The following is a 25572-nucleotide window of genomic DNA, read 5'->3' as shown; positions in this document are numbered from 1 at the left end:
GTCATTTCCGTCGCTTGTGTTCGTCCAGACGCGGCATGATCTCGACAAAGTTGCAGGGGCGGTGGCGGTAATCCAGTTGTTTGACCAGAATCTCGTCCCAGGCGTCCTTGCAGGCCCCCGGACTGCCGGGCAGCGCAAAGAGGTAGGTGCCGTTCGCCACGCCCCCCGTGGCACGGCTTTGCACGGCGCTGGTGCCGATCTTGGCCATGCTGACGTGGGTGAAGACCGTGCCGAAGGCGTCGATTTCCTTTTCATAGACGTCGCGGTGCGCCTCGACCGTCACGTCGCGCCCGGTCAGGCCAGTGCCCCCGGTCGAGATCACGACGTCGATGGCGGGATCGGCGCACCAGTCGCGCAGCTGGTCCGCAATCGCCGCGCGGTCGTCGCGCACGATGGTGCGGGCGGCGAGGCTGTGACCCGCCTCGGTCAGGCGCGCGACGAGGGTGTCGCCAGAGCGGTCGTCGCCCGCCTGCCGCGTGTCGCTGACCGTCAGGACGGCGATGCGGACGGGGATGAAGTCGCGGGTGTCGTCGATGCGGCTCATGCGGGCGGACCTTTCAGCAGGGGGTATGCGATGCGGACAGAGCAGGATGCAGCCCGCGTCGCAAGGGGCGAGACCCCTTGCAGATGGCGGCCCAGGCCTTAGGTTCAAGATCACCCCACACAGACGGACCGAAGTCATGCAGTATTCCATCCTCGACCTTGCCCCCGTGCCCGAAGGCAGCACCACCCGCGCGGCCATTGCGAACACGGTCAAACTGGCGCAGCGGGCCGAGGACCTGGGTTATCACCGCTACTGGCTGGCAGAGCATCACAACATGGCGGGCATCGCATCCGCCGCGACGTCGGTGCTGATCGGGCATGTCGCGGGTGCCACGAAAACCATGCGCGTCGGTGCGGGTGGCATCATGCTGCCGAACCACGCGCCGCTGGCGATTGCCGAACAATTCGGCACGCTGGCGACGCTGTATCCGGACCGAATCGACCTTGGGCTGGGGCGTGCGCCCGGGGGTGACGGGCATGTGATGCGGGCCATGCGGGTGGACCGGCGCGGCGATACCTTTCCGCAGGACGTGGTCGAGCTGATGAATTACCTTGGCGACGGCGATGACGGCCCGGTGCAGGCACATCCCGGTCGCGGCACCCATGTTCCGGTGTGGATGCTGGGATCGTCGCTGTTCGGCGCGCAACTGGCCGCCTATCTGGGCCTGCCCTATGCCTTTGCCAGCCACTTTGCCCCCGATGCGCTGGAGGATGCGATTGCCACCTATCGCGGCACCTTCCGTCCCTCGGCGCAACTGGACCGCCCTTATTTCATGCTGGCCGCGAATGTCATCGCCGCCGATACGGACGCCGAGGCCGCGTATCTGCGCACCTCGGTCCAGCAGGCGTTTGCCAACTTGCGCAGCGGCAAGCCGGGCAAGCTGCCGGCGCCCGTGGACGACATCGACGGGTTGATCGGCGCGGGCATGCGGACGGCGGTGGACCACGCGCTGCGCATCACGGCGACGGGCAGCCCGGCCACGGTGCGCCGTCAGATGAGCGACCTGATCGCGCGCTATCAGCCGGATGAAGTGTTGCTGACCGGCCAGATTCACGACCCGGACGCCCGGATTCGCAGCTTTGAGATTGCGGCAGAGGTCATGCTGGACAAGGCCCTCGCCGCCTGAGACACACGCGGCATCACAGTCATTAACCTTTCTTAAATCTCTGACTGCCACAGATGGGTGGCAAAACTCAGGACAGTCACAAAGGATGGGCACGCGGCGCCATAGAACGCTTTCAGGCGGGTCTGATGGGCCGCAGGTTGACGGCTGGCTGCGTTTCGATCCCGAAACAGAGGCGCAATTCGAGGCCGAGGCCGGCGAAGCGCGGGCCTATCACCTGCGTTACATCGTCTGGTTCGGCCTTTGCCTTTACAACATCTACAATATCACCGGCGCGCTGCTGACGCCGGACATCATCGTGACGGCCTTGATCCTGCGGATCGGTGTCGTCACGACGGTATCCCTGCTGCTGGCCTGGGCCGTCGTGCACCTGAGCGCGTTCTGGCGCGAACGGCTGGCCCTATTGGGCATGATCAACGCCCACCTTCTGCCATCCGTCCTGTTCGCCGTGACACGGGCGGAATTCGGCGCCTACACCTTCGGAGAACTCACGCTGACGCTGGTCTATGGCAACATGCTGATGGCCTTGCGATTTCGCCATGCCGCCGTCTTTACCGCAGTGGCATTGGCGATCACCCTGTCCGCACTGATGCTGAAGCCGGGGGTGCCGCTGCACTTGGAAATTGCCCTTGCGGTGCAGATCGTTACGGCGGGCATCTTCAGTCTGTCCGCCAATTACCTGATGGAGCGGCGGCGTTGCTTGGACTACGTGACGGCGCTGACCGCGACGCACCGGGCCGAGCGGGCGGAAGTCTCTCATCGCCACTTGACGGAAATGTCGCAGACCGATGCCCTGACCGGCCTGCCGAATCGCCGGTATCTGGACGACAGGCTGGCCGTCTGGTGCGCCGGCCCGAACCGGGTGGCGACCCTGATGATCGATGTGGATCACTTCAAGCTTTATAACGACAGCCTGGGACATCCGGCGGGGGACGATTGCCTGCGCCAGCTTGCGCAGGTGTTTCGTGATGCCTTGCCGGACAGCGGTGCCTTCTGCGCCCGCTTCGGCGGAGAGGAGTTCGTGATCGCGCTGCAGGACGCAGCGGCCGGTGTGGCGCAGCAACTGGCGCGCCGGATCGTCACGGATGTCAGGGCGCTGGCCATCGCCCATCCCGGCCGCGGCGATTCCACCGCCATCGTAACGGTCAGCGTCGGACTGGCGGCTGCGGCGGCGCATGAACCAGCGAACCCCGGAACCCTCATCGCCCAATCCGATGCATCGCTTTACGCGGCCAAGCGTGCCGGCCGCAACCGGATCGAGACCTATCGTCCGCCGGTCCCCCGGGCTGCAGGCTTTGCCTGACTCTTAGACCGGATCGCCTGCATCCAGACGCGCCAGAATCGCGTCCCCCTCTGCGATGATCGTGGCGCGCTTGTCGGCGTCCATCCGGTCCCAGTTCGCGTAGATGCGTCCGATCCGGGGGTTGGCCGCAAAGATCTCGCGGTGCCGGTCCATGAAATGCCAGTAGAGCAGGTTGAACGGACAGGCCCCCTCGCCCGTCTTCTTGCTGACACTGTAGGAACAGGTGCCGCAGTAATCCGACATCTTGTGAATGTAGTTGCCGGAACTGACGTAGGGCTTGCTGGCGATGATGCCACCGTCGGCGAACTGGCTCATGCCGATCACGTTGGGCGCCTCGACCCATTCGTAGGCATCGGCGTAGACGGCCAGATACCATTCATGCACCTGGGCCGGGTCCACCCCCGCCAGCAGGGCGAAGTTGCCGGTCACCATCAGGCGCTGAATATGGTGGGCATAGGCCTCTTCCTTGGTCTGCTCCACGCTCCGCTTCATGCAGCGCATGAAGGTCGGGCCGCCCCAATAGACCGCCGGCAGGTCGCGGGTGTGTTTCAGACCGTTGCGGGCGGTGTAATCCGGCCCTTCCTGAAAATAAATGCCGCGCACGTATTCGCGCCAGCCGATGATCTGCCGGATGAAGCCTTCGGCGGCATTGATCGGCACGTCGCCCGCTTGCCACGCCGCCTCGACCGCACGGCAAACCTCCATCGGGTCCAGCAGGCCTGCGTTGATGTAAAGGCCGACGATCCCGTGATACAGGAACCGGTTGTCGTCGAGCATTGCGTCCTGATAATCGCCGAACTGCGGCAGGCCGCGTTTCACCCAATGCGCCAGATGCTGCCGCGCCTGACCCTGATCGGTGGCGAACCAGAAGTCGTCCAGATCGCCGAAGTTGTCGGCAAAGCGGTCGGCCACCAGCGCCAGCACTTCCTCGACCGTGTCATCGGGCGTGAACCGCATTGGGCCTGCGTAATCCACCGTACCCGGCGCAGGCTTGCGGTTGTCGTGGTCATAGTTCCACTGCCCGCCCGCGGGATCGTCACCCTCCATCATCAGGCCGGTCTTGCGGCGCATGTCGCGGTAGAAATATTCCATCCGCAGCGCCTTGCGGCCCTTGGCCCAGCCGGCGAAATCCTGATGCGTAGCGATGAAGCGGTCGTCGGGGCGCTGGTCCACCGGCACAGGGCAATGGGTCAGGGCATCAATCAGGCGCCACTCGCCCGGTTCGGTCGCGATGACACGGTCCGCACCGTGGCGGTCCGCCGCCGCCAGCAACGCGCCGCAGATGCTGGTCTCGCCCTCCTCGAACCGGGTGTAGTCCACGGTCCAGCCGTCATCGGCAAGCCGTCTGGCAAACTTTCGCATCGCGGCGAAGAGGAAGGCGATCTTCTTGGGATGATGGCGGACGTAGGAGGCCTCGTCCGCGACCTCTGCCATGACGACGACATCCTGCGCCTTGTCGCCCGCGCGCAGGGCGGACAGGGTGTCGGTCAACTGGTCACCCAACACGAGGATCAGGTTCACCACGGGATGGCATCCTTGGCATAATCGAAGAAGCCGCCGGAGTCGTCCCGCGTCAGGCCGTCGATGACGCGGGTCAGGTTGTCCGCCGCCGCCTCTGCCGTCACCGTCCTGTGGTGGCCCGCGTAATCGGCGGTAAAGGGCGTCTCGACCGTGCCGGGATGCAGGGCCACGGTGATTGCGTCCGTGTGACTGCGGCCCAGTTCGATCGCCGCGCCATGCACGATCTGGTTCAGCGCCGCCTTCGACGCGCGATAGGAATACCAGCCGCCGATCCGGTTGTCCCCGATCGACCCCACACGCGCCGACAGCACCGCGCAAACGCTGCGGCCCTTGCGTGGCAAGAGGCGCGGCAGGTGGCGCAGGATCAGCGCGGGGCCGATGGCATTGACCGCCATGACCTGCGCCATGGCGCCCGCGTCAATCGCACCCAGCGATTTTTCAGGCGTCCCCAGCACGCCCACCGCGACGAAGATCAGATCGAACGGCCCCTCTACCCTGTCCAGCACCCTTGCGACGCTGGCCGCATCGGTCACGTCCAGCCCGTCTTCGCTGCGCGACAAGGTCTTGACCGCGTCACCGCGCGTCCGCAGCGCGGCGGTCACCGCGCCACCGATCCCGCCGGAGGCGCCAATGACCAGCGCCCTAATCGGCATAGATCATCTTTCGCGTCATCCCGCCGTCCACCGTCAGCACCTGTCCCGTCACGAACCCGGCCTCGGTCAGGTAGCGCACAGCATCAACGATATCCGCGACCCGCCCCGCCCGGCCGACCGGATGCTGCGCGTGATCGACCGCGCGCAGATCGTCCCAGCCGTCCGTCACGATCCAGCCAGGGGCGATGGCATTCACCCGCACGTCGGGCCCCAGTGAGATCGCCAGCGCATGGGTCAGCGCCACGATCCCGCCTTTCGATGCGGCATAGGCCTCGCTGTGCGGTTCCGACATGGCGTGACGGGTCGAGGCCATGTTCACGATTGCACCCTTCGCTGTGCGCAGCAGCGTCACCGCGGCCCGCGTCATCAGGAAAGCACCCGTCAGATGGCTGTCGGTGACCCGCCGCCAGTCCGCCAGCGACAGATCCTCGACCGGGCCGCGGTGCGGATCGGCGACACCTGCATTGTTCACCAGAAGGTCAAGCGCGTCGATCCCGGCAAAGGCCGCGGCAACGCTGTCCTCGTCCCCCACATCGCAGGTCACGCCGGTGACACCCGCCAGATCGACGGCGTCCACATCCAGACCGAACACGCGCCAGCCGGCACCGGCGTAGGCCACTGCAATCGCCCGCCCGATCCCCGAGGCGGCCCCGGTCACAACAATCGTTTTCTGTTCCATGACCGCCAACCTAGACCCCGACGCCCCCCGGTCCATCCTTCATCTGGCAAAATAAATGCCGGGTGAGGCCGCCCTGCGCGTCCGCGGGCAGCGCCCTCAACAACGCTCTTTCCCTTCGCGATTCCTTCGCTATAGTCGCCCCCATGACGCAGATCGGCATCATATCGGCCCTGGGCCTGCGCAACCTACGCCTGCACCACGCCTGAGCGTGCCCTTCGGCGCGACCGCTCGACAGGTGACAGCGCCGAACACCCCCCACACAGACCAAGTTCAGGACCAAAGACCATGACCGACCGCGTTCTCATTTTCGACACCACCCTTCGCGATGGCGAACAATCCCCCGGCGCCACGATGACCCACGCGGAAAAGCTGGAAATCGCCGCCATGCTGGACGACATGGGCGTCGATATCATCGAGGCCGGGTTTCCGATCGCCTCCGAAGGTGACTTTGCCGCCGTGGCGGGCATCGCCAAGGCGTCGCGCAACAGCGTGATCTGCGGGCTGAGCCGTGCGAACTTCAAGGACATCGACCGCTGCTGGGAGGCCGTGAAGCACGCGAAACGCCCCCGCATCCACACCTTCATCGGCACATCGCCGCTGCACCGGGCGATCCCGAACCTGACCATGGACCAGATGGCCGAACGCATCCACGATTGCGTCACCCACGCCCGCAACCTGTGCGAGGACGTGCAGTGGTCGTCCATGGATGCGACGCGGACCGAGTGGGATTTCCTCAAGCGCACGGTTGAAATCGCGATCCGTGCCGGGGCCACGACGATCAACATCCCAGACACCGTGGGCTATACCGCACCCGTCGAATCCGCCGACCTGATCCGCCGCCTGATCGCGGAATGCGAGGGGGCGTCGGAGGTGATCTTTGCCACGCATTGCCACAACGACCTTGGCATGGCGACGGCGAACAGCCTGGCGGCCGTCGAAGGCGGCGCGCGGCAGATCGAATGCACGATCAACGGCTTGGGCGAACGCGCCGGAAATACGGCGCTGGAAGAGGTCGTGATGGCGCTGAAGGTGCGCGCCGACATCATGCCCTACCATTCGAATGTCGATACCAAGAAGATCATGGCGATCTCGCGACGGGTCGCGACGGTGTCGGGCTTTCCGGTGCAGTTCAACAAGGCCATCGTCGGCAAGAACGCCTTTGCCCACGAATCCGGCATCCATCAGGACGGCATGCTGAAAAACGCCGAGACGTTCGAGATCATGCGCCCGACCGACGTGGGCCTGACGGAAACCAGCCTTGTCATGGGCAAGCATTCGGGGCGTGCGGCCTTGCGGTCGAAACTCTCGGACCTCGGGTATGAATTGGCCGACAACCAGCTGTCCGACGTCTTCGTGCGGTTCAAGGAACTGGCGGACCGCAAGAAAGAGGTCTTCGAGGAAGACCTTGTCGCGCTGATGCGCCAGAACGACGCGGTCGAGGACCGGATCCGTCTGAAATCCCTGCGGGTGGTCTGCGGCACCGATGGCCCCCAGACCGCCGACATCGTGCTGGAGATCGACGGCAAGGAACAATCCGCCAGCACCACGGGCGACGGCCCCGTCGACAGCGCCTTCAATGCCGTGAAGGCCCTGTTCGATCACAAGGCCCGGTTGCAACTGTATCAGGTCCATGCGGTCACGGAAGGCACCGACGCACAGGCCACCGTCAGCGTCCGGCTGGAAGAAGACGGCCGGATCGCGACGGGGCAATCCGCGGACACGGATACGGTCGTGGCGTCCACCAAGGCCTATATCAATGCCCTGAACCGCCTGATCGTGCGGCGTGAAAAGACGGCGCCGGACCATGACACCAAGGGCGTCCACTACAAGGACGCCAGCGCCTGAAGCGCGCAAATATTGGAAAAGTTCACGTCGGGGGCGGCTGTCAGCGACATCCGCCTCTTGAATATTGAAAACGTGCAAGTGGCAGAAATGCGCCATCCTGCGTTGCAGACGGGGCTTTCATTCCGCAGGGGCTTGTCCGTATAAGGCACCAGCCCAGGCGGCGGGGAATCGCCTCGGTTTTTGCATTCTACGACTTGGGGAAGGCCATCATATGGCGATCTGGCACAGCTTGTTTTCATCGGACATGGCCATCGACCTTGGGACAGCGAACACGCTGATCTATATCAAGGGGCGTGGCATCGTGTTGTCCGAACCCTCGGTCGTGGCCTATCATGTCAAGGACGGCGTGAAGAAAGTGCTGGCCGTGGGCGAGGATGCCAAGCTCATGCTGGGCCGCACGCCGGGGAGCATCGAGGCGATCCGCCCGATGCGCGACGGTGTGATCGCCGACTTCGACGTGGCCGAAGAGATGATCAAGTATTTCATCCGCAAGGTCGCCAAGCGGTCCACCTTTTCCAAGCCCAAGATCATCGTCTGCGTGCCGCATGGTGCGACTCCCGTCGAAAAGCGCGCGATCCGCCAGTCGGTGCTGTCCGCCGGTGCGCGCCGCGCGGGGCTGATTGCCGAACCCATTGCCGCCGCCATCGGGGCCGGCATGCCGATCACCGATCCGACCGGCAACATGGTCGTGGACATCGGTGGTGGCACGACGGAAGTGGCCGTCCTGAGCCTTGGCGATATCGTCTACGCCCGGTCCGTCCGCGTCGGCGGCGACCGCATGGACGAGGCGATCATCAACTACCTGCGGCGTCAGCATAACCTGCTGATCGGTGAATCCACCGCCGAGCGTATCAAGACCAGCATCGGGACCGCCCGGATGCCCGACGACGGGCGCGGTGCGTCCATGCATATCCGTGGCCGCGACCTGCTGAACGGCGTGCCGAAGGAAACCGAGATTTCGCAGGCCCAGGTGGCCGAGGCGCTGGCCGAACCCGTCCAGCAGATCTGCGAAGCGGTGATGACGGCGCTTGAAGCGACGCCGCCGGACCTTGCGGCCGATATCGTCGACCGTGGCGTGATGCTGACGGGGGGCGGTGCGCTGCTGGGGCAGCTTGATCTGGCGCTGCGCGAACAGACGGGCCTTGCGATTTCAGTGGCCGACGAGTCGCTGAATTGCGTGGCGCTTGGCACCGGCAAGGCGCTGGAATATGAAAAGCAGCTGCGGCACGTCATCGACTACGACAGCTGAGCCTTATTCTGAAGGGGCCTGACACCCTTGGCGCGCGACCGTAACACTCACGACGAATACATCGGCCCGATCCGGCGTCTGCTGGTCGCGATCGGTGTCGTCGTGCTGCTGGGCATCTTTCTGGTCTGGCGCATCGACAGCCCGCGCGTCGAACGGTTTCGCGCCGCCGTCATCGACCGGGTCGTGCCGTCCTTCGACTGGGCCATGGCGCCGGTTACGGGCATCGTCGAACTGGTCGCGGATTTCCGCAGCTATTCCGCGCTGAGCGAGCAGAACGGCAACCTGCGCCGCGAGTTGCAGCAGATGAAGGCGTGGAAAGAGGCGGCCTTGCAGCTGGAGCAGGAAAACGCCCGCCTGCTGGAACTGAACAATGTGCGTCTGGACCCGCAGCTGACCTACGTGACCGGGGTGGTGATGACGGATTCGGGCTCGCCCTTCCGGCAGTCGGTGCTGCTGAATGTCGGTCGGCGTGACGGGATCGTGGATGGCTGGCCCGCGATGGACGGGCTGGGCCTTGTCGGGCGGATCAGTGGCGTCGGGCGCGGCACGGCCCGCGTGATCCTGCTGACCGACACCTCCAGCCGGATCCCGGTGACGATCCAGCCGTCGGGGCAGAAGGCCATTCTGGCGGGCGACAATACGCTGAACCCGCCGATCGAGTTTCTGGAAAATCCTGACACCGTGCGCCCCGGCGACCGTGTCGTTTCCTCGGGCGACGGCGGAGTCTTTCCCGCCGATCTGCTGGTGGGTCAAGTGGCGCTTGGCAGCGACCGACGGCTGCGGGTGCGGCTGGCGGCGGATTACGGGCGGCTGGAATTCCTGCGGATCCTGCGCGCGCAACCGCACGAGGACATCACCGACCCCGGCGGCCTTCTGACGCCCGAGGGCGGTCTGATCGGTCCGGTCCTGCCCCGCACGGCAGAAGCCGGCAACGATGGTTGACAGTCCCGCCTCCACCCTGTGGACCGGGCGGGTCGTCTATCTGGCGCTGGCGACGATCGTGGTCTTCATCCAGTTGCTGCCGCTGGACACGTCGCCGCCGGGCTTTGCCGGACCGGACGTGCTGCTGGCGCTGACGCTGGCCTGGGTCGCGCGGCGGCCTGCCTATGTGCCGTTCGGCGTGGTGGTTGCGGTCTTTCTTTTGACCGACCTTTTGTTCCAGCGCCCGCCGGGCCTGTGGGCCGCATTGGTCGTCATCCTGACCGAGGCGGTGCGATCACGCTCTCGTGGTCTGCGGAACGTGCCTTTGGCGCTGGAATGGGGTACGGTCACGGTGGGGATCGTTGCGATCACATTGGCGAACCGGCTGGTGCTGATCGTGGTGATGACGCCGCAGGCCCCGCTGACGCTGACGCTGATCCAGATGGTGATGACCATCGCGATCTATCCGGTGGTGGTGGGTGTGGGGCACTTCTTTTTTGGTCTGACCCGGCCTGCGCCCGGTCAGGTGGACAGTCGGGGACACAGGTTATGAAGCGACCGGTCAGGGATCTGGAACAATCGTCGCGCGGGATCGGGCGGCGGGCGCTGTTGCTGGGATCGGCACAACTGGGTGTCGCCGGTGCGCTGGGGCTGCGGATGCGGTCGATGCAGGTCGAACAGGCCGACCAGTTCCGTCTGCTGGCCGAGGAAAACCGGATCAACATCCGCCTGCTGCCCCCCGCGCGCGGCCTTGTCTTTGACCGCAACGGCATCCCGCTGGCAGAAAACGAACAGAACTACCGCGTCGTCATGGTCCGCGAGGATGCCGGCGACGTGGACGAGGTGCTGGCTCGCCTGCAGGATATCGTCAGCCTCGACCCCGAGAACATCGAGCGCGCCCGCGAGGACATGCGCAAGCTGTCGTCCTTCGTTCCCGTCATCATCGCCGACCGCCTGCTGTGGGAGGATGTGGCCAAGATCAACATCAACGCCCCCGCCCTGCCCGGCGTCAGCGCCGAGGTCGGTCTGTCCCGCCGCTATCCCTATGGCGCCGACGTGGGGCATGTCGTGGGCTATGTCGGCCCGGTCAGCGACTATGATCTGAGCCGCATCGACGATCAGGACCCGCTGCTGCAGATCCCCAAGTTCCAGATCGGCAAGACCGGCGTGGAAAACAAGCTGGAACACACCCTGCGCGGGTCCGCCGGCACCAAGCGGATCGAGGTGAACGCCCTGGGCCGCGTGATGCGCGAACTGGACCGTCAGGAAGGCGTCGCCGGCAAGGACATCCAGCTGGGTCTGGACGAGCGTCTGCAATCCTACGCGCAGGCCCGCATGGACGGCGAGAGCAGCGGCGCCGTCGTGATCGACCTGGAGACCGGCGATCTGCGCGCCATCGCGTCCGCGCCCTCATTCGATCCGAACCTCTTCGTGCGCGGCATTTCGGTCAAGGACTGGACCGACCTGAACGAAAACAAGTACCGCCCGCTGGCCGCCAAGGCCGTGCAGGGCGCCTATCCGCCGGGGTCCACCTTCAAGATGGTGACGGGTCTAGCCGCACTCGAGGCGGGTGCGATCAGCCCCGAGGAAACGGTCTATTGCAAAGGGTATACGGTCGTCGCGGGCACCCGGTTCCACTGCTGGAAGCGTGCGGGCCACGGCAACATCAACTTTCACGACAGCCTGAAGCATTCCTGCGACTGCTACTATTACGAGGTCGCGCAGCGGGTCGGCATCGACAAGATCGCCGAAATGGCCCGTCTGCTGGGCATCGGGGTCAAGCACGATCTGCCGCTCTCCGCGATCTCGACCGGGTTGGCGCCGGACAAGCAGTGGAAGTCCGAGGTGCGCGGCGAGGACTGGCGCATCGGTGACACGGTCAACGCGTCCATCGGGCAAGGCTATGTGCTGGCCTCGCCGCTGCAGCTGGCGATCATGACGGCGCGGATCGCGACCGGCAAGATGGTGACGCCGCGGCTGGTGAAATCCGTCGACGGGGTCGAGGAACCCAGCGGCATCGGCGAGGCCCTTGGCATCAACGAAAACATGCTGCGCCGCTGCCGCGCGTCGATGAATGCCGTCATCAATGAAAAGCGCGGCACGGGCGCGCGGGCCAAGATCATCACCGCAGGCTTTGAGATGGCGGGCAAGACCGGCACGAGCCAGGTGCGCCGCATCACGGCCGAAGAACGGGCCCGCGGTGTCATCAGCAACGAAGACCTGCCTTGGGAGCGCCGCGACCACGCGCTCTTCGTCTGTTTTGCGCCGGTCGACAATCCGAAATTCGCCGTGGCCGTCGTGGTGGAACACGGCGGCGGCGGATCGACCGCAGCCTCGCCCATCGCGCGCGACATCATGTTGCAGGCCCTTTACGACGGCCCGCCCCCGCTGGAGGCCTATCCGTCCGCCGACCGCGCCCGGATCGAGGAACAGCAGGCCCGGATCGCCCAGCGCATCATGCAGATCAAGCCCGCACAGGACCGGGTGTGACATGAGTTACCTCGCGCATAACACCAAGTTCGTCCCCACCGGGCTTCGCAAGATACTTTATCTGAACTGGCCGGTGATCATCCTGTTGACGGCGGTCGCCTGCGCGGGGTTCATCATGCTGTATTCCGTGGCCGGCGGGTCGCCAGAGCCGTGGATGGAACCGCAGGTCAAGCGTTTCATCCTTGGCGTCGTGCTGATGATCGGGGTCGGCATGGTGCCGATCTGGTTCTGGCGCAACATGGCGGGGGTGGCCTTTGGCGTGTCGGTCATGCTGCTGATCGCGGTGGAGCTGTTCGGCGCCATCGGCATGGGGGCGCAGCGCTGGATCGACCTGGGCTTCATGCGGCTGCAACCGTCAGAGCTGACGAAGATCACCCTCGTGATGTTTCTGGCCGCCTATTACGACTGGCTGCCGACGCACAAGACGTCCCATCCCCTGTGGGTCGCGCTGCCGGTGATCTTCATCCTCGTGCCGACGGCGCTGGTGCTGAAACAGCCTGACCTTGGGACAGCACTGCTGCTGCTGTTCGGCGGTGGGGCGGTGATGTTTCTGGCTGGCGTCCACTGGGCCTATTTCGCGACCGTGATCGGCGCGGGCGTCGGCACCGTCTATGCGGTCTTCGTCAGCCGCGGCACGCCGTGGCAACTGCTGAAGGACTACCAGTTCCGCCGGATCGACACCTTCCTTGATCCGGGCAACGATCCGCTGGGTGCTGGCTATCACATCACGCAGGCCAAGATCGCGCTGGGGTCGGGCGGCTGGACCGGGCGCGGATTCATGCAGGGCACGCAAAGCCGTCTGAATTTCCTGCCGGAAAAGCATACCGACTTTATCTTCACCACGCTGGCAGAGGAGTTCGGCTTTGTCGGCGCCTTTTCCTTGCTGGTGCTTTACGTGTTGATCATCGTGTTCTGCGTCGCCTCGGCGATCAACAACAAGGACCGGTTTTCGTCGCTGCTGACCATGGGGATCGCGATGACGTTCTTTCTGTTCTTTGCCGTGAATATGGCGATGGTCATGGGGCTGGCCCCCGTCGTCGGCGTACCGTTGCCGCTGGTCAGCTACGGCGGATCGGCGATGCTGGTGCTTCTGGTGGCCTTCGGGCTGGTGCAATCCGCGCATGTGCATAAACCGCGATGAATATCCTGTTTTCCGCCAAGCCCGATGTCTGGGACGAGTACGAGTCGCCGCTGCGCCGCGCGCTGGACGCCGCAGGCCTGACCTATGACCTGTCCCGCGATCATGCGCCCGAGGTCGTGGATTACATCGTCTTTGCCCCCAACGGGCCGGTGAAGGATTTCACGCCATACGTGAACACGCGGCTGGTCATGGGCCTGTGGGCCGGGGTCGAGACGGTGGTCGGCAACGCAACCCTGACGCAGCCGCTGGCGCGGATGGTCGATGACGGGCTGACACGCGGCATGGTCGAATGGGTCGTGGGGCATGTGATGCGCCACCATCTGGGGCTGGATGCCCATATCCACGGGCAGGACGGCGTCTGGCGGAACGACGTTTACCCGCCTTTGGCGCAGGATCGCCCGGTGACGGTGCTGGGCCTTGGCGCGCTGGGATCGGCCTGCGGTCAGGCGCTGGCGGGTCTTGGCTTTCCCGTCACCGGCTGGTCGCGCAGCCCCAAGCAGATCGACGGGTTGACCTGCCTGTCAGGCGATGCCGGGCTGCAAGATGCGCTGGCTGGCGCACAGATCGTCGTGCTGCTGTTACCGCAGACACCCGCCACGGAAAACATCCTGAACGCCGACAGGCTGGCGCTGCTGGCCCCTGGCGCGTTCATCGTGAATCCCGGGCGTGGTCCGCTGATCGACGACGATGCGCTCTTGGCAGCGCTGGACAGCGGTGCTGTCGCGGCCGCGACGCTTGATGTGTTCCGCACGGAACCGCTGCCACAGGCGCATCCCTTCTGGGCGCATCCCCGCGTCACGGTCACGCCGCATATCGCATCGACCACGCGGCCCGACACGGCGGCACAGGTGATCGCCGCGAATATCGCGCGGGGCGAGCGCGGAGAGCCGTTCCTGCACCTTGTGGACCGCAGCGCGGGGTACTGAGGCCTAGCGCAGCTTGGGCGGGGCGCTGGGGTCGGACCCCGGTGCCATCGGCACGGCAGGCGTGGGCCGCGACAGCACCGGCAGGTCGAACCGCAGCCCGACGCGCGCCAGCCGCTGCGCCACCGCATCGGAGCTCGCGACGAACATCACGTCCATCGTGCCCGCGTCGATGCCGGAAAAGGTCAGCGCCTCGCCCGCCGCATGGGCCAGCGCCGCGTGGGCCGTGTCGGGCGCATCGACGAAGGCCAGCACGTGGCCGCGACCGCCGTCCTCGTATTCCGCCGCCACCAGCAGCGCGTGATCGGCCAGCCCGGCGGCGCGGGTCAGCTTGCGGTCCAGCGCCTCCAGCACCGATTCAGGCAAGCCGGTGGGGCGCGAGACGCCGGTCAGCCGCGCCTCGGCCTGCTGGGGCGTGTGGTCGAGGGTCGTGGCCAGCCAGTCGACGGCATCCGCGGGGATCAGCATCTCGCTGGGGGCGACCTGCGGGTTCAGGGCGATGCCGATCCCCTGCCCCGCCATCATCTGCACCAGCGCCCGGCCCGGCAGACCGGCGTAGGGGGCGGCGCGACCGACGAAGGCGGACAGACGTTCCTCTGCGTCGAAGACCAGTGCGTATTGCCCGCCCTCGACCGTAAACAGCGACGGGCGCACGCTGTCGCCTTCGGGCTCGCTGTCGAGCAGGACGAAGAGGTCGCTGTCCGCCAGCGTTTCGTAGAACCGCAGACGCAGGTCGTCCGAGGTCTCCATCGCGGCATGGGCGCGGTCCAGATCGGTGGTCATCTCGGGCGTCGTCATGTCAGAACCTCTTGCACGCGGGCCCGCAGGACGGGCAGCAGATCAGTCTCGAACCACGGGTTGCGGTTCAGCCATGCGGTATTGCGCCACGACGGATGAGGCAAGCAGAAGACGCGCGGTGCAAGGTCGCGCCAGCCCGCGACGCGTTCGGTCACGCCCATGCGCCCGCCCAGATGCCACGCCTGCGCGTAGCCGCCGATCAGCAGGGTCAGGGGCACGTCGCCCAGACGGTCCATCACCGGCTGTCGCCATGTCGCGGCGCAGACGCGCGGCGGCGGCAGGTCGGACCCGGCGGCATTGTAGCCCGGAAAGCAGAAGGCCATTGGCACGATGGCCACCCGGTCGCGGTCGTAGAACGCCGGCTTGTCGATGCCCAGCCAGTCCCGCAAGCGGTCGCCGGACCGGTCCCAGAAGGGTGTCTGCGCCGCGTGGACCCGCGCACCGGGGGCCTGACTGGCGATCAGGATGCGCGGCGGGCCGGTGAACCAGACCACCGGACGCGGATCGTGCCGGGTCGCCGTCGCGGCGAACCGGTCCGCGCAGATGCGGCAGGCAGCAATGTCGTCCCGTAATCCCATGCCCCGGGACCTAGCCCGCAGTCCGCGCGTTCAAGCGCCACACGCCCATCACGGCACGGTGTAAGCTGCGGCAATACTGCACTTACGCCTGTCTTTGGACATAATTCTGCGGCATACCGGTAAAAACAAGGGCCGACGTGACGAATGGTTAACCCATTCTTGTCACCAAGGCCCGGCAATGAGGCGACCGGATCAGGCACACCGCGATGTTGGAATTCAATCAGGTCAGCAAGTCCTTCTGGACGGGCAAGACGCGCAAGGTGATCCTTGACCGCGTGTCGTTCCGCGTGGAACTGGGCAACTCGCTGGGCATCCTTGCGCCCAACGGCACCGGCAAGACGACCTTGATCAACATGATGGCGGGTCTGGAAAAACCCGACGAAGGCACGATCACCCGCGGCTGCCGCATCTCGTTCCCGCTGGGGTTCATGGGCGGCGTCACCAACCGTCACACCGCCCGCGAAAACGTGCGCTACATCGCCCGCCTCTACAGCCTCGACCCCGATTACATCGAGGCGTTCTGCCGCTGGCTGTGCGGGATCAAGGAATACTTCGACATGCCCGTGGGGACCTACAGTTCCGGCATGCGCTCGCGGCTGACGTTTTCGCTGATGCTTGCGCTGGACTTTGACATGTATCTGATCGACGAAGGCATGCCTGCCACGACCGATGCCGAGTTCAACCGCAAGGCCGGTGAAATCCTGCGGGAACGACTTGAAAAGACGACCGTAATCATCGTGTCCCACCAGGCCGCAACGCTGGAGCGGTTCGCCCGCTCTGCCGCCGTGTTGCGGCACGGGAAGTTACATATGTTCGACACTCTGGAAGAGGCCAAGCAGCTTTATGACTACGAAGCCCACAGCTAAGAAATTCCGCATCCGCAGGCCGGAATCGCTGGCCGAATCCCCCAAGGACGCAGAAACGCCACGCGACGCGGCCGGACCGGATACCACCCCGGACCCGCAGACGCCTGCGACCGACACGCCATCGACCGGCAACGCCGATATCGACGCCATCCGGCGCGAGGGGCTGACCGGCCGCCAGTTGCGCATGGCCCGTCGCGTCGCGCAAAAGCACGGCATGGCGCCTACGTCCGATTTCGATGCCGTCCGGCAATTGCGGCGCGCGGGGATCGACCCCTTCCAGCGCTCGACCGTGCTGGAACTTGTGACACCTGACGGCAAGTCCGCTGGCGGCACGACCGCGCCGGGCGCGTCCCTTGGCGCGATCCAGGGCATGCCGGACATGCCGGCCGCCCGTGTGCAGCTGCCGCAGACCGTCGCCGACCCGAACCAAAATTTGCCGTCCACGGAATTCGCCAGCCCGGCCGACCGGCACCTGTCGGAAATCGGCAAGATCCAGCGCGATCTGGTCCGCCGCCGCCGCCGGCGGACGGTCATGATGATGTCCCGGCTGGCGGTTTTCGTGCTGCTGCCGACGCTTGTCGTCGGATACTATTTCTACAACATCGCGACGCCGATGTTCGCCACCAGTTCCGAATTCGTCATCCAGAAGGCCGAGGCGACCAGTGTCGCGGGCGGCCTTGGCGGCATGTTCCAGGGGACATCCATGGCGACGCAGCAGGACAGCATCACGGTGCAATCCTATCTGTCGTCGCGCGCCGCGATGGTGCGTCTGGATCAGGACCACGGTTTCAAGGCGACGTTCAGCGATCCGTCGATCGACCCGATCCAGCGTCTGCCGGAAGGGGCCAGCAACGAGGCCGCCTTCGGGATCTATCAGGACCGCGTGAGGATCAGCTATGACCCGACCGAAGGCATCCTGAAGATGAACGTCGTTGCGCCGACGCCTGCCTCCAGCCAGCAGTTTTCCGAGGCCCTGATCGGCTACGCCGAGGAACAGGTCGACCAGTTGACGCAGCGCCTGCGCGAAGACCAGATGGCCGGCGCCCGCGCCAGCTACGAATCCGCCGAAGCCAAGCGCAGCGAAGCGCTCGCCAGTTGGCTGCAACTGCAGGAGGATGTGCAGCAGATCGACCCGGTGGGCGAGACGGCCGCCAAGACGCAGCAGATCGCCGCGCTTGAAACCGAACGCCAGCGCCTGACACTGTCACTGCAGGAACGGATGAACGTGCGCCGCCCGAACGAGGCGCAGGTCAATGCGTTGCAGGCCCAGATCGACAATATCGAAAATCTGATTGCGGACCTGCGGGACAAGATGACGGTTGCGACGGACGGCGGGTCGTCGCAGGCGTCCCGCAACACGGAACTGCGGCTGGCCGAAGAGAACTATACCTTCAAGACCATGCTGGCGCAGCAGGCGCTGACCCAGATGGAAACCGCCCGGATCGAGGCGAACCGCCAGGTCCGCTATCTGTCGATGGGTGTCGAACCCGTCGCCCCGGACGAGGCGACCTACCCGAAGGCATTCCAGAACACGATCCTCGCGTTTCTAATCTTTTCGGGGATCTACCTGATGCTTTCGATCACCGCATCCGTGTTGCGAGAGCAGGTCACGAACTGACCGCGGCGGGCGGTGCGGGGCGTTGCGCCCTGCACCGCCCGCCGGCTGGCAAGGTGGCCGCGCGGCCCTAGATAGAATGGGACCCCGTAGCGAGAGGTCTGCCATGCGCGTGTTATCCTTGATCGCCCTGCTCCTTTGTCTGGGTCAGGCCGCGCGGGCGCAGGACCCCACAACCGCCATCGACACGACGGCCACCACCGCGCAGGACAGCGCCATCGGCGCCCGGCTGCGCGACATCCTGACTGTGCTGGGCGGCTATGATGCGGTGACGCTTACCGTCACGGACGGCGTCGTGACCTTTGACGGGACCGTCGCCGATCCCGCCGACACCGCACGCCTCGACGATCTTGCAAACCGCGTGACCGGAGTCGTGGCCACCCGCAATCGCGTCACGGAAACGGCGGATGTGGGCGCCCGGCTCAACCCCGCCATCGCGCGCTTTGAGGCACGGGGCGCGCAAGTTCTGGCGTACCTGCCGCTGCTGGCCGTGGCCTTTGTCATCTTCGCGATCATCGTCTGGGTTGGCCTGTGGATCGCGCGCCGGCCGCAGCCGTGGAACCGGCTCGCCCCCAACCCCTTCATCGCCGAGATCTATCGCCAGATCCTGCGGCTGGCCTTCGTCGTGCTGGCGCTGGTCGTCGCGCTCGACATCCTGAACGCCACGGCGCTGCTGGGCACGATCCTTGGCGCCGCCGGCATCGTCGGCCTCGCCCTTGGTTTTGCGGTCAAGGATACGGTCGAGAATTTCATCGCGTCGATCATGCTGTCGATCCGCCAGCCGTTCCAGCCCAACGACATGATCGAGATCAACGGCGACCAGGGCAAGGTCATCCGCCTGACCAGCCGCGCCACGATCCTGCTGTCCAACGACGGCAACCACATCCACATTCCGAACGCGACGGTCTTTTCCAACCGGCTGATCAATTACACCCGCAACGCCGAACGGCGCTTCGTCTTTCCGATCAGCGTCACCCGCGACTGCGACCTCGACGCGGCCCGCCGCCTGATCGAGGCCACCGTACAGTCCCTGCCCTTTGTGCTGACAGTTCCCGCAGCACAGGTCTGGATCGACCGGCTGGAGGCGGGCGGCATCGTCATGCAGGTCACCGGCTGGATCGACCAGCGCACGACCTCTCCGGCGCTGGCGCAAAGCGAGGCGATCCGGCTGGTCAAACGTGCATTGGAAGCTGCGGGGTTTGCGATTCCCGACAACATGCAGGCGGTCCAGCTGATCCGCAAAGACGCGACCGAACCAGTCCCCGCCGCCGAAACGGACCGGGCAACAACGGTGTCAGCCAGCCACGAGGACGCCCTAGAGTCGATGATCGAGACCGAACGCCGCAAGGATGACGCACCGGATCTGTTATCCGGCGGCGGCGTTCCCGAATAGCTGAAAAAAGCGCCTGCGGGGGCTTGAAGGCCCCGACCCTTTGTCGTATCCACCGCCTCGCTGATGGGGTGTAGCCAAGCGGTAAGGCATCGGTTTTTGGTACCGTGTACCGTAGGTTCGAATCCTACCACCCCAGCCAGCGATCTCAGACACTTAGTCCCTTGGGTCGGACGGCCTCACTAGGGCCAGAAATGCCCCGGATAGTGCCCCCGTGTGGGCTTACCCACCGTCTTCCTATAAGCTCGCTTGTTCAGGGGCTACAGGACGTGGCCAGGCCTACCCTGAGGGCTTCTCCTACCATCCCTGTTACTACGCCCTCATAGGGAGGTCATCTCTCTAGGGAGGGGAGATCTAGGTAATAGGTATAAGTAATGGATAAGGAGAAAGAAGAAGAGAGAACAGGGTAAGCCTAGAGAGGGTCTCCTAGGGGGAAGCCCTTACAAGGTCCCTTATCCTAGGTTGCCTTCCGTGGCCTTCTGCCGTCTCCTGCTGGTCTATGATGCTGTCTCCTACCGCTCACTGCGAAAGCCTACGATGACCCACCCGATCGACAACCCGAGGCACTCAAGGCCCATAGATGTGCACAGGTGGTCTGATCACCCTGAGGTTAAGGCCTTGGTGGCGGAGCTCTGGGAGGGCTACCTGCCGTGGCAGATCACAGGGAAGAAGGAGGGGAAGGCTAAGACGGGGCCTAAGCCTAAGGCTGATCCGAAGAAGCAGCTGAGGGTGTTGATCCTGGACCTGTATGTTGCTTGGCTCGATGATCCCGAACTCAGTATCGGCGTGTCGATGTCGCCGAACACGTGGAAGACGAACTCACGGTACAATGCGCTGCACCTATCAAAGAGCTTGATAACCATAATCAGGGCGCTGGAAATCGCTGGCATGCTCGATGTGGCCAAGGGGAGTTACGCAGGGCCGAAAGCTAAATCCAACAGGACCACACGTATCCGGGCTTCCGCTGAACTGCAGGGCATGTTTCGGGAAGCCAAGTTCACGCGTGATGATGTCACCCGCTTCGAGGGCGAAGAGATCATTATCCTCAGGGATGCCAAGGAAACCGACAAGGCGGGCAAAGAGATAGAGTATGTTGATACCCCCGACACGGTAGCCATGCGTGAGGATCTAGAGGCCTACAACAATCTGCTTGCCTCCTCCTTCATCGACATTGCCACGCTGCAGGACCCAGTCATCCAGACCGATCCCGAAACGAAGGCGTCACGGGTGCAGATACATTCCGATAACGCACGACTTCGAAGGGTCTTCAGTCGGAGTGACTGGAACATGAATGGAAGGTTCTACGGAGGCTGGTGGCAGCGCGTGAATGGTGACTGGCGATCCAAAATCTTTATAGACGACCAGCCTACGATCGAGGTCGACTTCAAGGGTCTCCACGTTGCCATGCTCTACGCTCGTGCCGGGGAGGAAATGCACCATGACCCTTACGCTTTATCCAATATAAAATTTCAATCATTCCCATCTGAATTATTACGGAAACTCGTCAAGCAACTGGTCCTTACTGCGATCAACGCAAAGGAAAAATCGTCAGCCTACAAAGCTTTTCGTGAGGGTTTTCCGGCGGGTCACATGGCCAAAAAGCTTAAAAATGATCTTTTAGATCGCATCCTAGCGGCTTTTTTGGAGCGCAATCCCGTGCTCGAAAATTATCTATTCTCCGATCAGGGCATCCGGCTCATGTACTTAGACAGCCAAGTTACTGCACACGTGCATCGGCATTTTACGGAGAAGAAAATACCCGTTCTATCCGTACACGACAGCTACATCATCGATCACATGAAGGTAGCAGAGCTGAGGGACGTTATGGCGGAAGCCTCTGAGGCTGTCGTGGGGAGAGCGTTACCGACAGCCATCAAGCTGCCTGACATGGAAGAATATGCCGATGTGACGGATGAGCAGCTTCAGGAGCACATTGAGAACCGGAAGGGAATCAGGTGTGTGGGGTACATGGATCGGGTATTTGATTATCAGGAGCGAACTGGGCGGAGTATCTCACCTGTTGTCAGGGGTGATGCGGAAAATATTCACGGCTTTCTGGAAAGGCACTGACAAAGAACTCAGTCACTCCTAACGAGACTGATTACATCATATATTAATGAAATCTCAAATCGAGAGAGATTCAGTTTTTCCAGATCAAGCCCAGCTAAAGATTCCAACACCTCATCAAGACCGTCAATTGACTTCAAGTAGGGCTGGATTTTCTGCGCTGTTTGGATCGGTATTCCATACTCATCTAATGCGAAAACTGACGCTGGAAGAAACATATTCTCTACCCTCTCGGCAAAAAGTGAATAGTCCCCGCTCCTAGTATCTAGCTTTGTAAATACATCACGCTGAAGCGCATCAATGGCCATGAGATCTCTAGGGAACCGAAAGCACACAATATTTCGAATAAACCGAAGGCAGTTTTCTACAGAATCACTCGGTGATTGCCCATCGAAACGTGTTTCGACGCACTCACGAATATACTTCGAAATGTCGTTAGATGTCCTGATTGCATTTATATGCCATGCGAGTGAGCTTCCAGAAAATACACCGTATTCCCTCAAAGCATCTCCTTCTAAATGGTCATAAATTAACCGACAAACCGCCTGCAGCTGAGGCCCGTCAGGTATTCCGACCCAGACCAACGCATCTTCAAGTTGCAGTAGATCTTTAAGTATCTCGTCATAAATTGCTTCCTGTAGATAGACCGGAATATGACGGTTTATACGAAGTGTTTCAGGGGAAATACGGCTTTTATCAAAAATTGCTTCCAGCTTCCTCTTGGAAACTGGAGATAGCACCGAATCTTCCAAATCCAGTAGCAAACTATCTGGTGAGTCTTCATCCTGAAGCCCAATCGGGAATTCCACCTGATAAGCGGTCTCTTCGATAGGCTTCTCGAGAACGAAGACTTGACCAACAAAATGTTCCCGCATCCTTCCAGCGCGCCCAACTATATTTCTATATGTAAAATTCTCCAAAAGATTACTGCCTTTGCGCCGATCAAAAATGACGACGTTCTTCGCAACAGTGTTTACCCCTTCTATTATAGTTGATGTGCAAATCAATACTCTCAACTTTTTTTGATTAAACAGTCTCACGAAATACTGCTGGAGAGCACGAGGAACCCCTGCATGATGAACCCCGATACCGCTTCTTAGCGCTTTTGTTACTGACCAATCAGAATCATAATTATCTGACATCCATTCTAAAGCGTCATCCAAGTCCGCTGAAACTTCAAAGGAAGTATTGGCGGCGACGTATTCAGCTACGTTACTTGCACTTCTAGGAGACTGGCAGTACACAATCGTCGGTTCAAATTGTTTCTGAAGGATTTCAAGAAGCTTTTCTTTTCTTTCCTCGCCTCGGTATGGAAGGGCAAAGTTCACAATATCGACGGCAACCGTCGAGAAGTCAGATGGAACGAACATAAATTCATAGTCCTGCAACCCAGAAATTGAGCTAACATTTGGCCCGAGTAAATAGAACTGAACTTTTAACCTAGCTAGTTTATGGAAGGCTAAATTTAAATCTACCGAACGAGAGGGATCTTTTTCAGAATTCAAGTTCACCTTGTAGAATTCATCTACGATACATATATCGACATTCTGAAGGTCTTTCCTCTGCAGAACTCTTTCTTGTGTGAGAACGTATACATTTATCTGATGTGCTTGAGGCATTTGGCTTGGGTGAGTAATGACCCGACAGATGGATCCAAATCTCTTTAACAGCCTTCTGCGAGTCTCGTCGATGAGCGCAATAGTCGGAACAATTAGCACAATATTTCTATACTTCTTGGTCGCGATAAGAGCGTCAATAATCAAACTTTTTCCAACGCTAGTGGATGCGCTGAGGACTACGTTATGATTAAGAATTAGGAGATTAAATATCTTTGCCTGTAGACTGTGGAATATTATATCTTCTCCAAGGCTTTCAGAACGGTGAAGCTCGTATGCAAGCTTCTCTTCGAAATTACTTTCGATCAACGATTCTGTCATATAAGGGAAGAGGCCAACGTTGCGAGTTAGAATTGTAAGTATCTCTCGCTCGCCGCCGTCAAATCTATCCAACTGCGCAAGCGCTCGAATGACAAGATCTCGCCCTTGCGAGTGGGTTTCATTATGATTGACTAAGTTGGCGATTTCAGTCAATATTCTAAAGTTCGAAAACTCGCTGGCATTGAGGGTAAGTTCGTATCTTATTTCACAGTAATCCAACTAAGTGCCCCTTATTTCACCAGCAAACAGCGTGATTAAATTGTCAACATTCTCAATAGGTAAAAAGAATACGCTTATTCTTATTTCTGTTGTATTAGTTGGAATTCTTGATGTTAATGCACCATATCGCGTCATCACTTCTTGTGATAGCTTGGACTGGTAGTCTTCTGAAAATCCGCACCCAATAACTGTGCTCTCATAGGCGATGAGTATTGGAACGCACAGGACGGCAAGAAGGTCGTCTATGGGTGCATTTTTCTGCAGAGCTGACTCTAGTGAGGTTGGTAAAAGATGTTGTGGCTCTCTTAATGTCAGCACCGCTTCTCTTTCGGCCTTCAGAAAGTCCGTATCTAGCGCCGCAGACAATCCTTCCATGGTAGCATCCACTACATCATCGAAATTCGCGGCCCTTGCTAGCTCAGATCGGCCAAGCCATAGCTCATCTGTCTTTCCATGGATGATATGTGAGTTAGCGAAAGATTTTACGCCTGACGATGATTTATAGAATATCTTACAGGCGATTGGTTCGCTGTTGTGATAATGTCGAAGCAGGGAATGAAGAAGAGACTCTGCCAACAATGTCTCCAAATCTATATGAGCATGGTTTTCGATTCTTTTCACCGCGTCAGTTAGCTTTTGCTTCAACTGAAGATGACCGATGCCAACTAATTCACTAGGTTTGAGCGCTATCTCAGGTAGCCATGTCGCCAGATAGGATGCCAGTTGCGTAGCACGCCACACTTTTCTCTCAAACCGAACATCATATCCTACAAGTGTTGGATTTAGCTCTTTTCCCGAATCAATTTCGAGTTCAACGAAAAATGCATCTGTCGATATCCTATATGGTTTTGAAGTTTTTAATGCCGCTGCTGAAGTTTGTTTTAAGTGTCCACTCCACCAGTCCAGAATTTGATCACGGCTGATGACTTTCTTTTCAGCATGAGTAATGCTTGATGCCTCAGCTGCCTCAACCACCTTTTTTAGAAGATCGTCATAGATCGACAAGCAGTGAGGGTGAGTCGGATTTGCTCCGCCTTGGTCTGCAAGATTTGCTAGAACCTGAAGATTTCGATCTCTCACTACAGGAATTCCATCGAGAACCTCCCACAGAAGTTTTTTCGCCCAGTAGTCGAGACCCTTTGATTTCTTGGACTTAGTGTTGTATTTTTTAGCCAAGTCAGCAGCAATCAAGTCTACAGCGCTCCTTGCTGATAGAGTTCGGGCTAGCTTTAACGGTTTGAGATAATCATTTACATCTCTCTTCGAAACAAATCGAAAGAGTGGCGCATCGCAATGTTTATCACAAATTAGGGATTTTTCCGCGAGAGAGGTTGGGTTTTTACCCGAGGGCACTCTTTTGAGTAGTTCAGTCTTGGAGTATTTTGAACTACTTTCAGTAGTTTTCACTTGGATGTACTCATAAACCTCTGATCCATCTAATAGCCAGATCAAACAGATATCGTCTGCTGTTTCGCACTCGACTCTCAGGAGTTCAGCATCGCGTATCATTTGCAGTGCAAATCCAGCAGCAACATGATCCTGGAACTTAAAGCCCTGTCTTGCAGAAACACCGCCAGCATCAGAGCTTTTTTCAGTATTGTTATCGTTCAAATTACCACCATAGCTCGCCGCAACGTTGAAAACATCATGAGCAAGTCCACCCTTATCCTTCATGCATTGTAATGAAAGAAAAAAATCGATTTGAAGTCT

At 61.1% G+C, this 25572-nt stretch carries 21 protein-coding genes and 1 tRNA gene; 14 read left to right on the top strand and 8 right to left on the bottom strand.

What is annotated here, in order from left to right:
• Position 1 precedes the first annotated feature (1 nt).
• Entirely contained in the window at positions 2 to 544 is a 543-nt protein-coding gene (moaB, locus tag GLR48_RS07970; RefSeq protein ID WP_237060534.1) for a molybdenum cofactor biosynthesis protein B, read from the bottom strand.
• A 136-nt stretch (positions 545 to 680) separates the two neighbouring features.
• Between moaB and GLR48_RS07965 the strand changes: the two genes are divergently transcribed.
• Both GLR48_RS07965 and GLR48_RS07960 read left to right on the top strand, forming a co-directional pair.
• A complete protein-coding gene (locus tag GLR48_RS07965) occupies positions 681 to 1670 on the top strand; it encodes an LLM class flavin-dependent oxidoreductase (protein WP_237060533.1) in 990 nt (329 codons plus the stop codon).
• A gap of 85 nt (positions 1671 to 1755) precedes the next feature.
• The gene (locus tag GLR48_RS07960) at positions 1756 to 2970 is read left to right on the top strand and encodes a GGDEF domain-containing protein (protein ID WP_237060532.1); all 1215 of its coding nucleotides are present in this window, start codon (positions 1756 to 1758) and stop codon (positions 2968 to 2970) included.
• A gap of 3 nt (positions 2971 to 2973) precedes the next feature.
• Here GLR48_RS07960 and GLR48_RS07955 read toward each other — a convergent pair whose 3' ends face one another.
• Genes GLR48_RS07955 through GLR48_RS07945 form a run of 3 tightly spaced genes read right to left on the bottom strand, consistent with a single transcriptional unit; the run spans position 2974 to position 5823 of the window.
• On the bottom strand, positions 2974 to 4494 hold the full coding sequence (locus tag GLR48_RS07955) for a cryptochrome/photolyase family protein (protein WP_237060530.1): 1521 nt from the start codon (positions 4492 to 4494) through the stop codon (positions 2974 to 2976).
• On the bottom strand, positions 4488 to 5144 hold the full coding sequence (locus GLR48_RS07950) for an SDR family NAD(P)-dependent oxidoreductase (protein WP_237060528.1): 657 nt from the start codon (positions 5142 to 5144) through the stop codon (positions 4488 to 4490). The genes GLR48_RS07955 and GLR48_RS07950 overlap by 7 nt, the downstream gene beginning before the upstream one ends.
• Positions 5134 to 5823 (bottom strand): SDR family NAD(P)-dependent oxidoreductase, encoded by a 690-nt coding sequence (locus tag GLR48_RS07945; protein ID WP_237060526.1) that lies wholly within the window; start codon positions 5821 to 5823, stop codon positions 5134 to 5136. Before GLR48_RS07945 ends, GLR48_RS07950 begins: the two co-directional genes overlap by 11 nt.
• Positions 5824 to 6108: 285 nt before the next feature.
• Between GLR48_RS07945 and GLR48_RS07940 the strand changes: the two genes are divergently transcribed.
• The 7 genes from GLR48_RS07940 (at position 6109) to GLR48_RS07910 (ending at position 14395) form a co-directional block, all read left to right on the top strand.
• Positions 6109 to 7668: a 2-isopropylmalate synthase gene (locus GLR48_RS07940; RefSeq protein WP_237060524.1), complete on the top strand. Its 1560-nt coding sequence runs from the start codon at positions 6109 to 6111 to the stop codon at positions 7666 to 7668.
• 211 nt (positions 7669 to 7879) lie between these two features.
• Entirely contained in the window at positions 7880 to 8917 is a 1038-nt protein-coding gene (locus tag GLR48_RS07935; RefSeq protein WP_072858148.1) for a rod shape-determining protein, read from the top strand.
• A 27-nt stretch (positions 8918 to 8944) separates the two neighbouring features.
• Positions 8945 to 9859 (top strand): rod shape-determining protein MreC, encoded by a 915-nt coding sequence (mreC, locus tag GLR48_RS07930; protein ID WP_237060515.1) that lies wholly within the window; start codon positions 8945 to 8947, stop codon positions 9857 to 9859.
• On the top strand, positions 9852 to 10391 hold the full coding sequence (locus tag GLR48_RS07925; RefSeq protein ID WP_237060513.1) for a rod shape-determining protein MreD: 540 nt from the start codon (positions 9852 to 9854) through the stop codon (positions 10389 to 10391). The genes mreC and GLR48_RS07925 overlap by 8 nt, the downstream gene beginning before the upstream one ends.
• The gene (gene mrdA / locus GLR48_RS07920; RefSeq protein ID WP_237060511.1) at positions 10388 to 12328 is read left to right on the top strand and encodes a penicillin-binding protein 2; all 1941 of its coding nucleotides are present in this window, start codon (positions 10388 to 10390) and stop codon (positions 12326 to 12328) included. Before GLR48_RS07925 ends, mrdA begins: the two co-directional genes overlap by 4 nt.
• Before the next feature lies 1 nt (position 12329).
• Complete coding sequence (rodA, locus tag GLR48_RS07915) at positions 12330 to 13469, top strand: rod shape-determining protein RodA (protein WP_237060508.1); 1140 nt, start codon at positions 12330 to 12332, stop codon at positions 13467 to 13469.
• The gene (locus GLR48_RS07910) at positions 13466 to 14395 is read left to right on the top strand and encodes a 2-hydroxyacid dehydrogenase (protein WP_237060506.1); all 930 of its coding nucleotides are present in this window, start codon (positions 13466 to 13468) and stop codon (positions 14393 to 14395) included. The genes rodA and GLR48_RS07910 overlap by 4 nt, the downstream gene beginning before the upstream one ends.
• A 3-nt stretch (positions 14396 to 14398) precedes the next feature.
• On the opposite strand, the gene GLR48_RS07905 is transcribed toward GLR48_RS07910, so the two are convergent.
• Both GLR48_RS07905 and GLR48_RS07900 read right to left on the bottom strand, forming a co-directional pair.
• Positions 14399 to 15190, bottom strand: a complete 792-nt coding sequence (locus GLR48_RS07905) for an SseB family protein (protein ID WP_237060504.1) — start codon at positions 15188 to 15190, stop codon at positions 14399 to 14401.
• Positions 15187 to 15768 carry a uracil-DNA glycosylase family protein gene (locus tag GLR48_RS07900; RefSeq protein WP_237060502.1) on the bottom strand — a complete coding sequence of 194 codons (582 nt, stop codon included), beginning with the start codon at positions 15766 to 15768 and terminating at the stop codon, positions 15187 to 15189. The genes GLR48_RS07905 and GLR48_RS07900 overlap by 4 nt, the downstream gene beginning before the upstream one ends.
• A 206-nt stretch (positions 15769 to 15974) precedes the next feature.
• Here GLR48_RS07900 and GLR48_RS07895 point away from each other — a divergent pair, with 206 nt between their 5' ends.
• The 5 genes from GLR48_RS07895 to GLR48_RS07875 all read left to right on the top strand — a co-directional run bounded on the left by GLR48_RS07895 (position 15975) and on the right by GLR48_RS07875 (position 21709).
• Positions 15975 to 16634: an ABC transporter ATP-binding protein gene (locus tag GLR48_RS07895; RefSeq protein ID WP_237060500.1), complete on the top strand. Its 660-nt coding sequence runs from the start codon at positions 15975 to 15977 to the stop codon at positions 16632 to 16634.
• Positions 16612 to 18252, top strand: coding sequence for a capsule biosynthesis protein (locus GLR48_RS07890; RefSeq protein WP_237060498.1), 1641 nt, complete (start codon positions 16612 to 16614; stop codon positions 18250 to 18252). The genes GLR48_RS07895 and GLR48_RS07890 overlap by 23 nt, the downstream gene beginning before the upstream one ends.
• A 103-nt stretch (positions 18253 to 18355) precedes the next feature.
• Positions 18356 to 19642: a mechanosensitive ion channel family protein gene (locus GLR48_RS07885; RefSeq protein WP_237060496.1), complete on the top strand. Its 1287-nt coding sequence runs from the start codon at positions 18356 to 18358 to the stop codon at positions 19640 to 19642.
• Between the two features lie 64 nt (positions 19643 to 19706).
• Positions 19707 to 19781, top strand: a tRNA-Gln gene (locus GLR48_RS07880).
• A 395-nt stretch (positions 19782 to 20176) separates the two neighbouring features.
• Complete coding sequence (locus GLR48_RS07875) at positions 20177 to 21709, top strand: hypothetical protein (RefSeq protein WP_237060494.1); 1533 nt, start codon at positions 20177 to 20179, stop codon at positions 21707 to 21709.
• 8 nt (positions 21710 to 21717) lie between these two features.
• Here GLR48_RS07875 and GLR48_RS07870 read toward each other — a convergent pair whose 3' ends face one another.
• Complete coding sequence (locus tag GLR48_RS07870) at positions 21718 to 23862, bottom strand: DEAD/DEAH box helicase (protein ID WP_237060485.1); 2145 nt, start codon at positions 23860 to 23862, stop codon at positions 21718 to 21720.
• Entirely contained in the window at positions 23863 to 25536 is a 1674-nt protein-coding gene (locus GLR48_RS07865; protein WP_237060483.1) for a HamA C-terminal domain-containing protein, read from the bottom strand.
• Positions 25537 to 25572: the final 36 nt, after the last annotated feature.

The organism is Loktanella sp. M215, from assembly GCF_021735925.1.
GTDB lineage: Bacteria > Pseudomonadota > Alphaproteobacteria > Rhodobacterales > Rhodobacteraceae > Loktanella.
The sequence above is the reverse complement of the archived record's forward strand: the minus strand, read 5'-3'. Positions and strand labels throughout refer to the sequence as shown.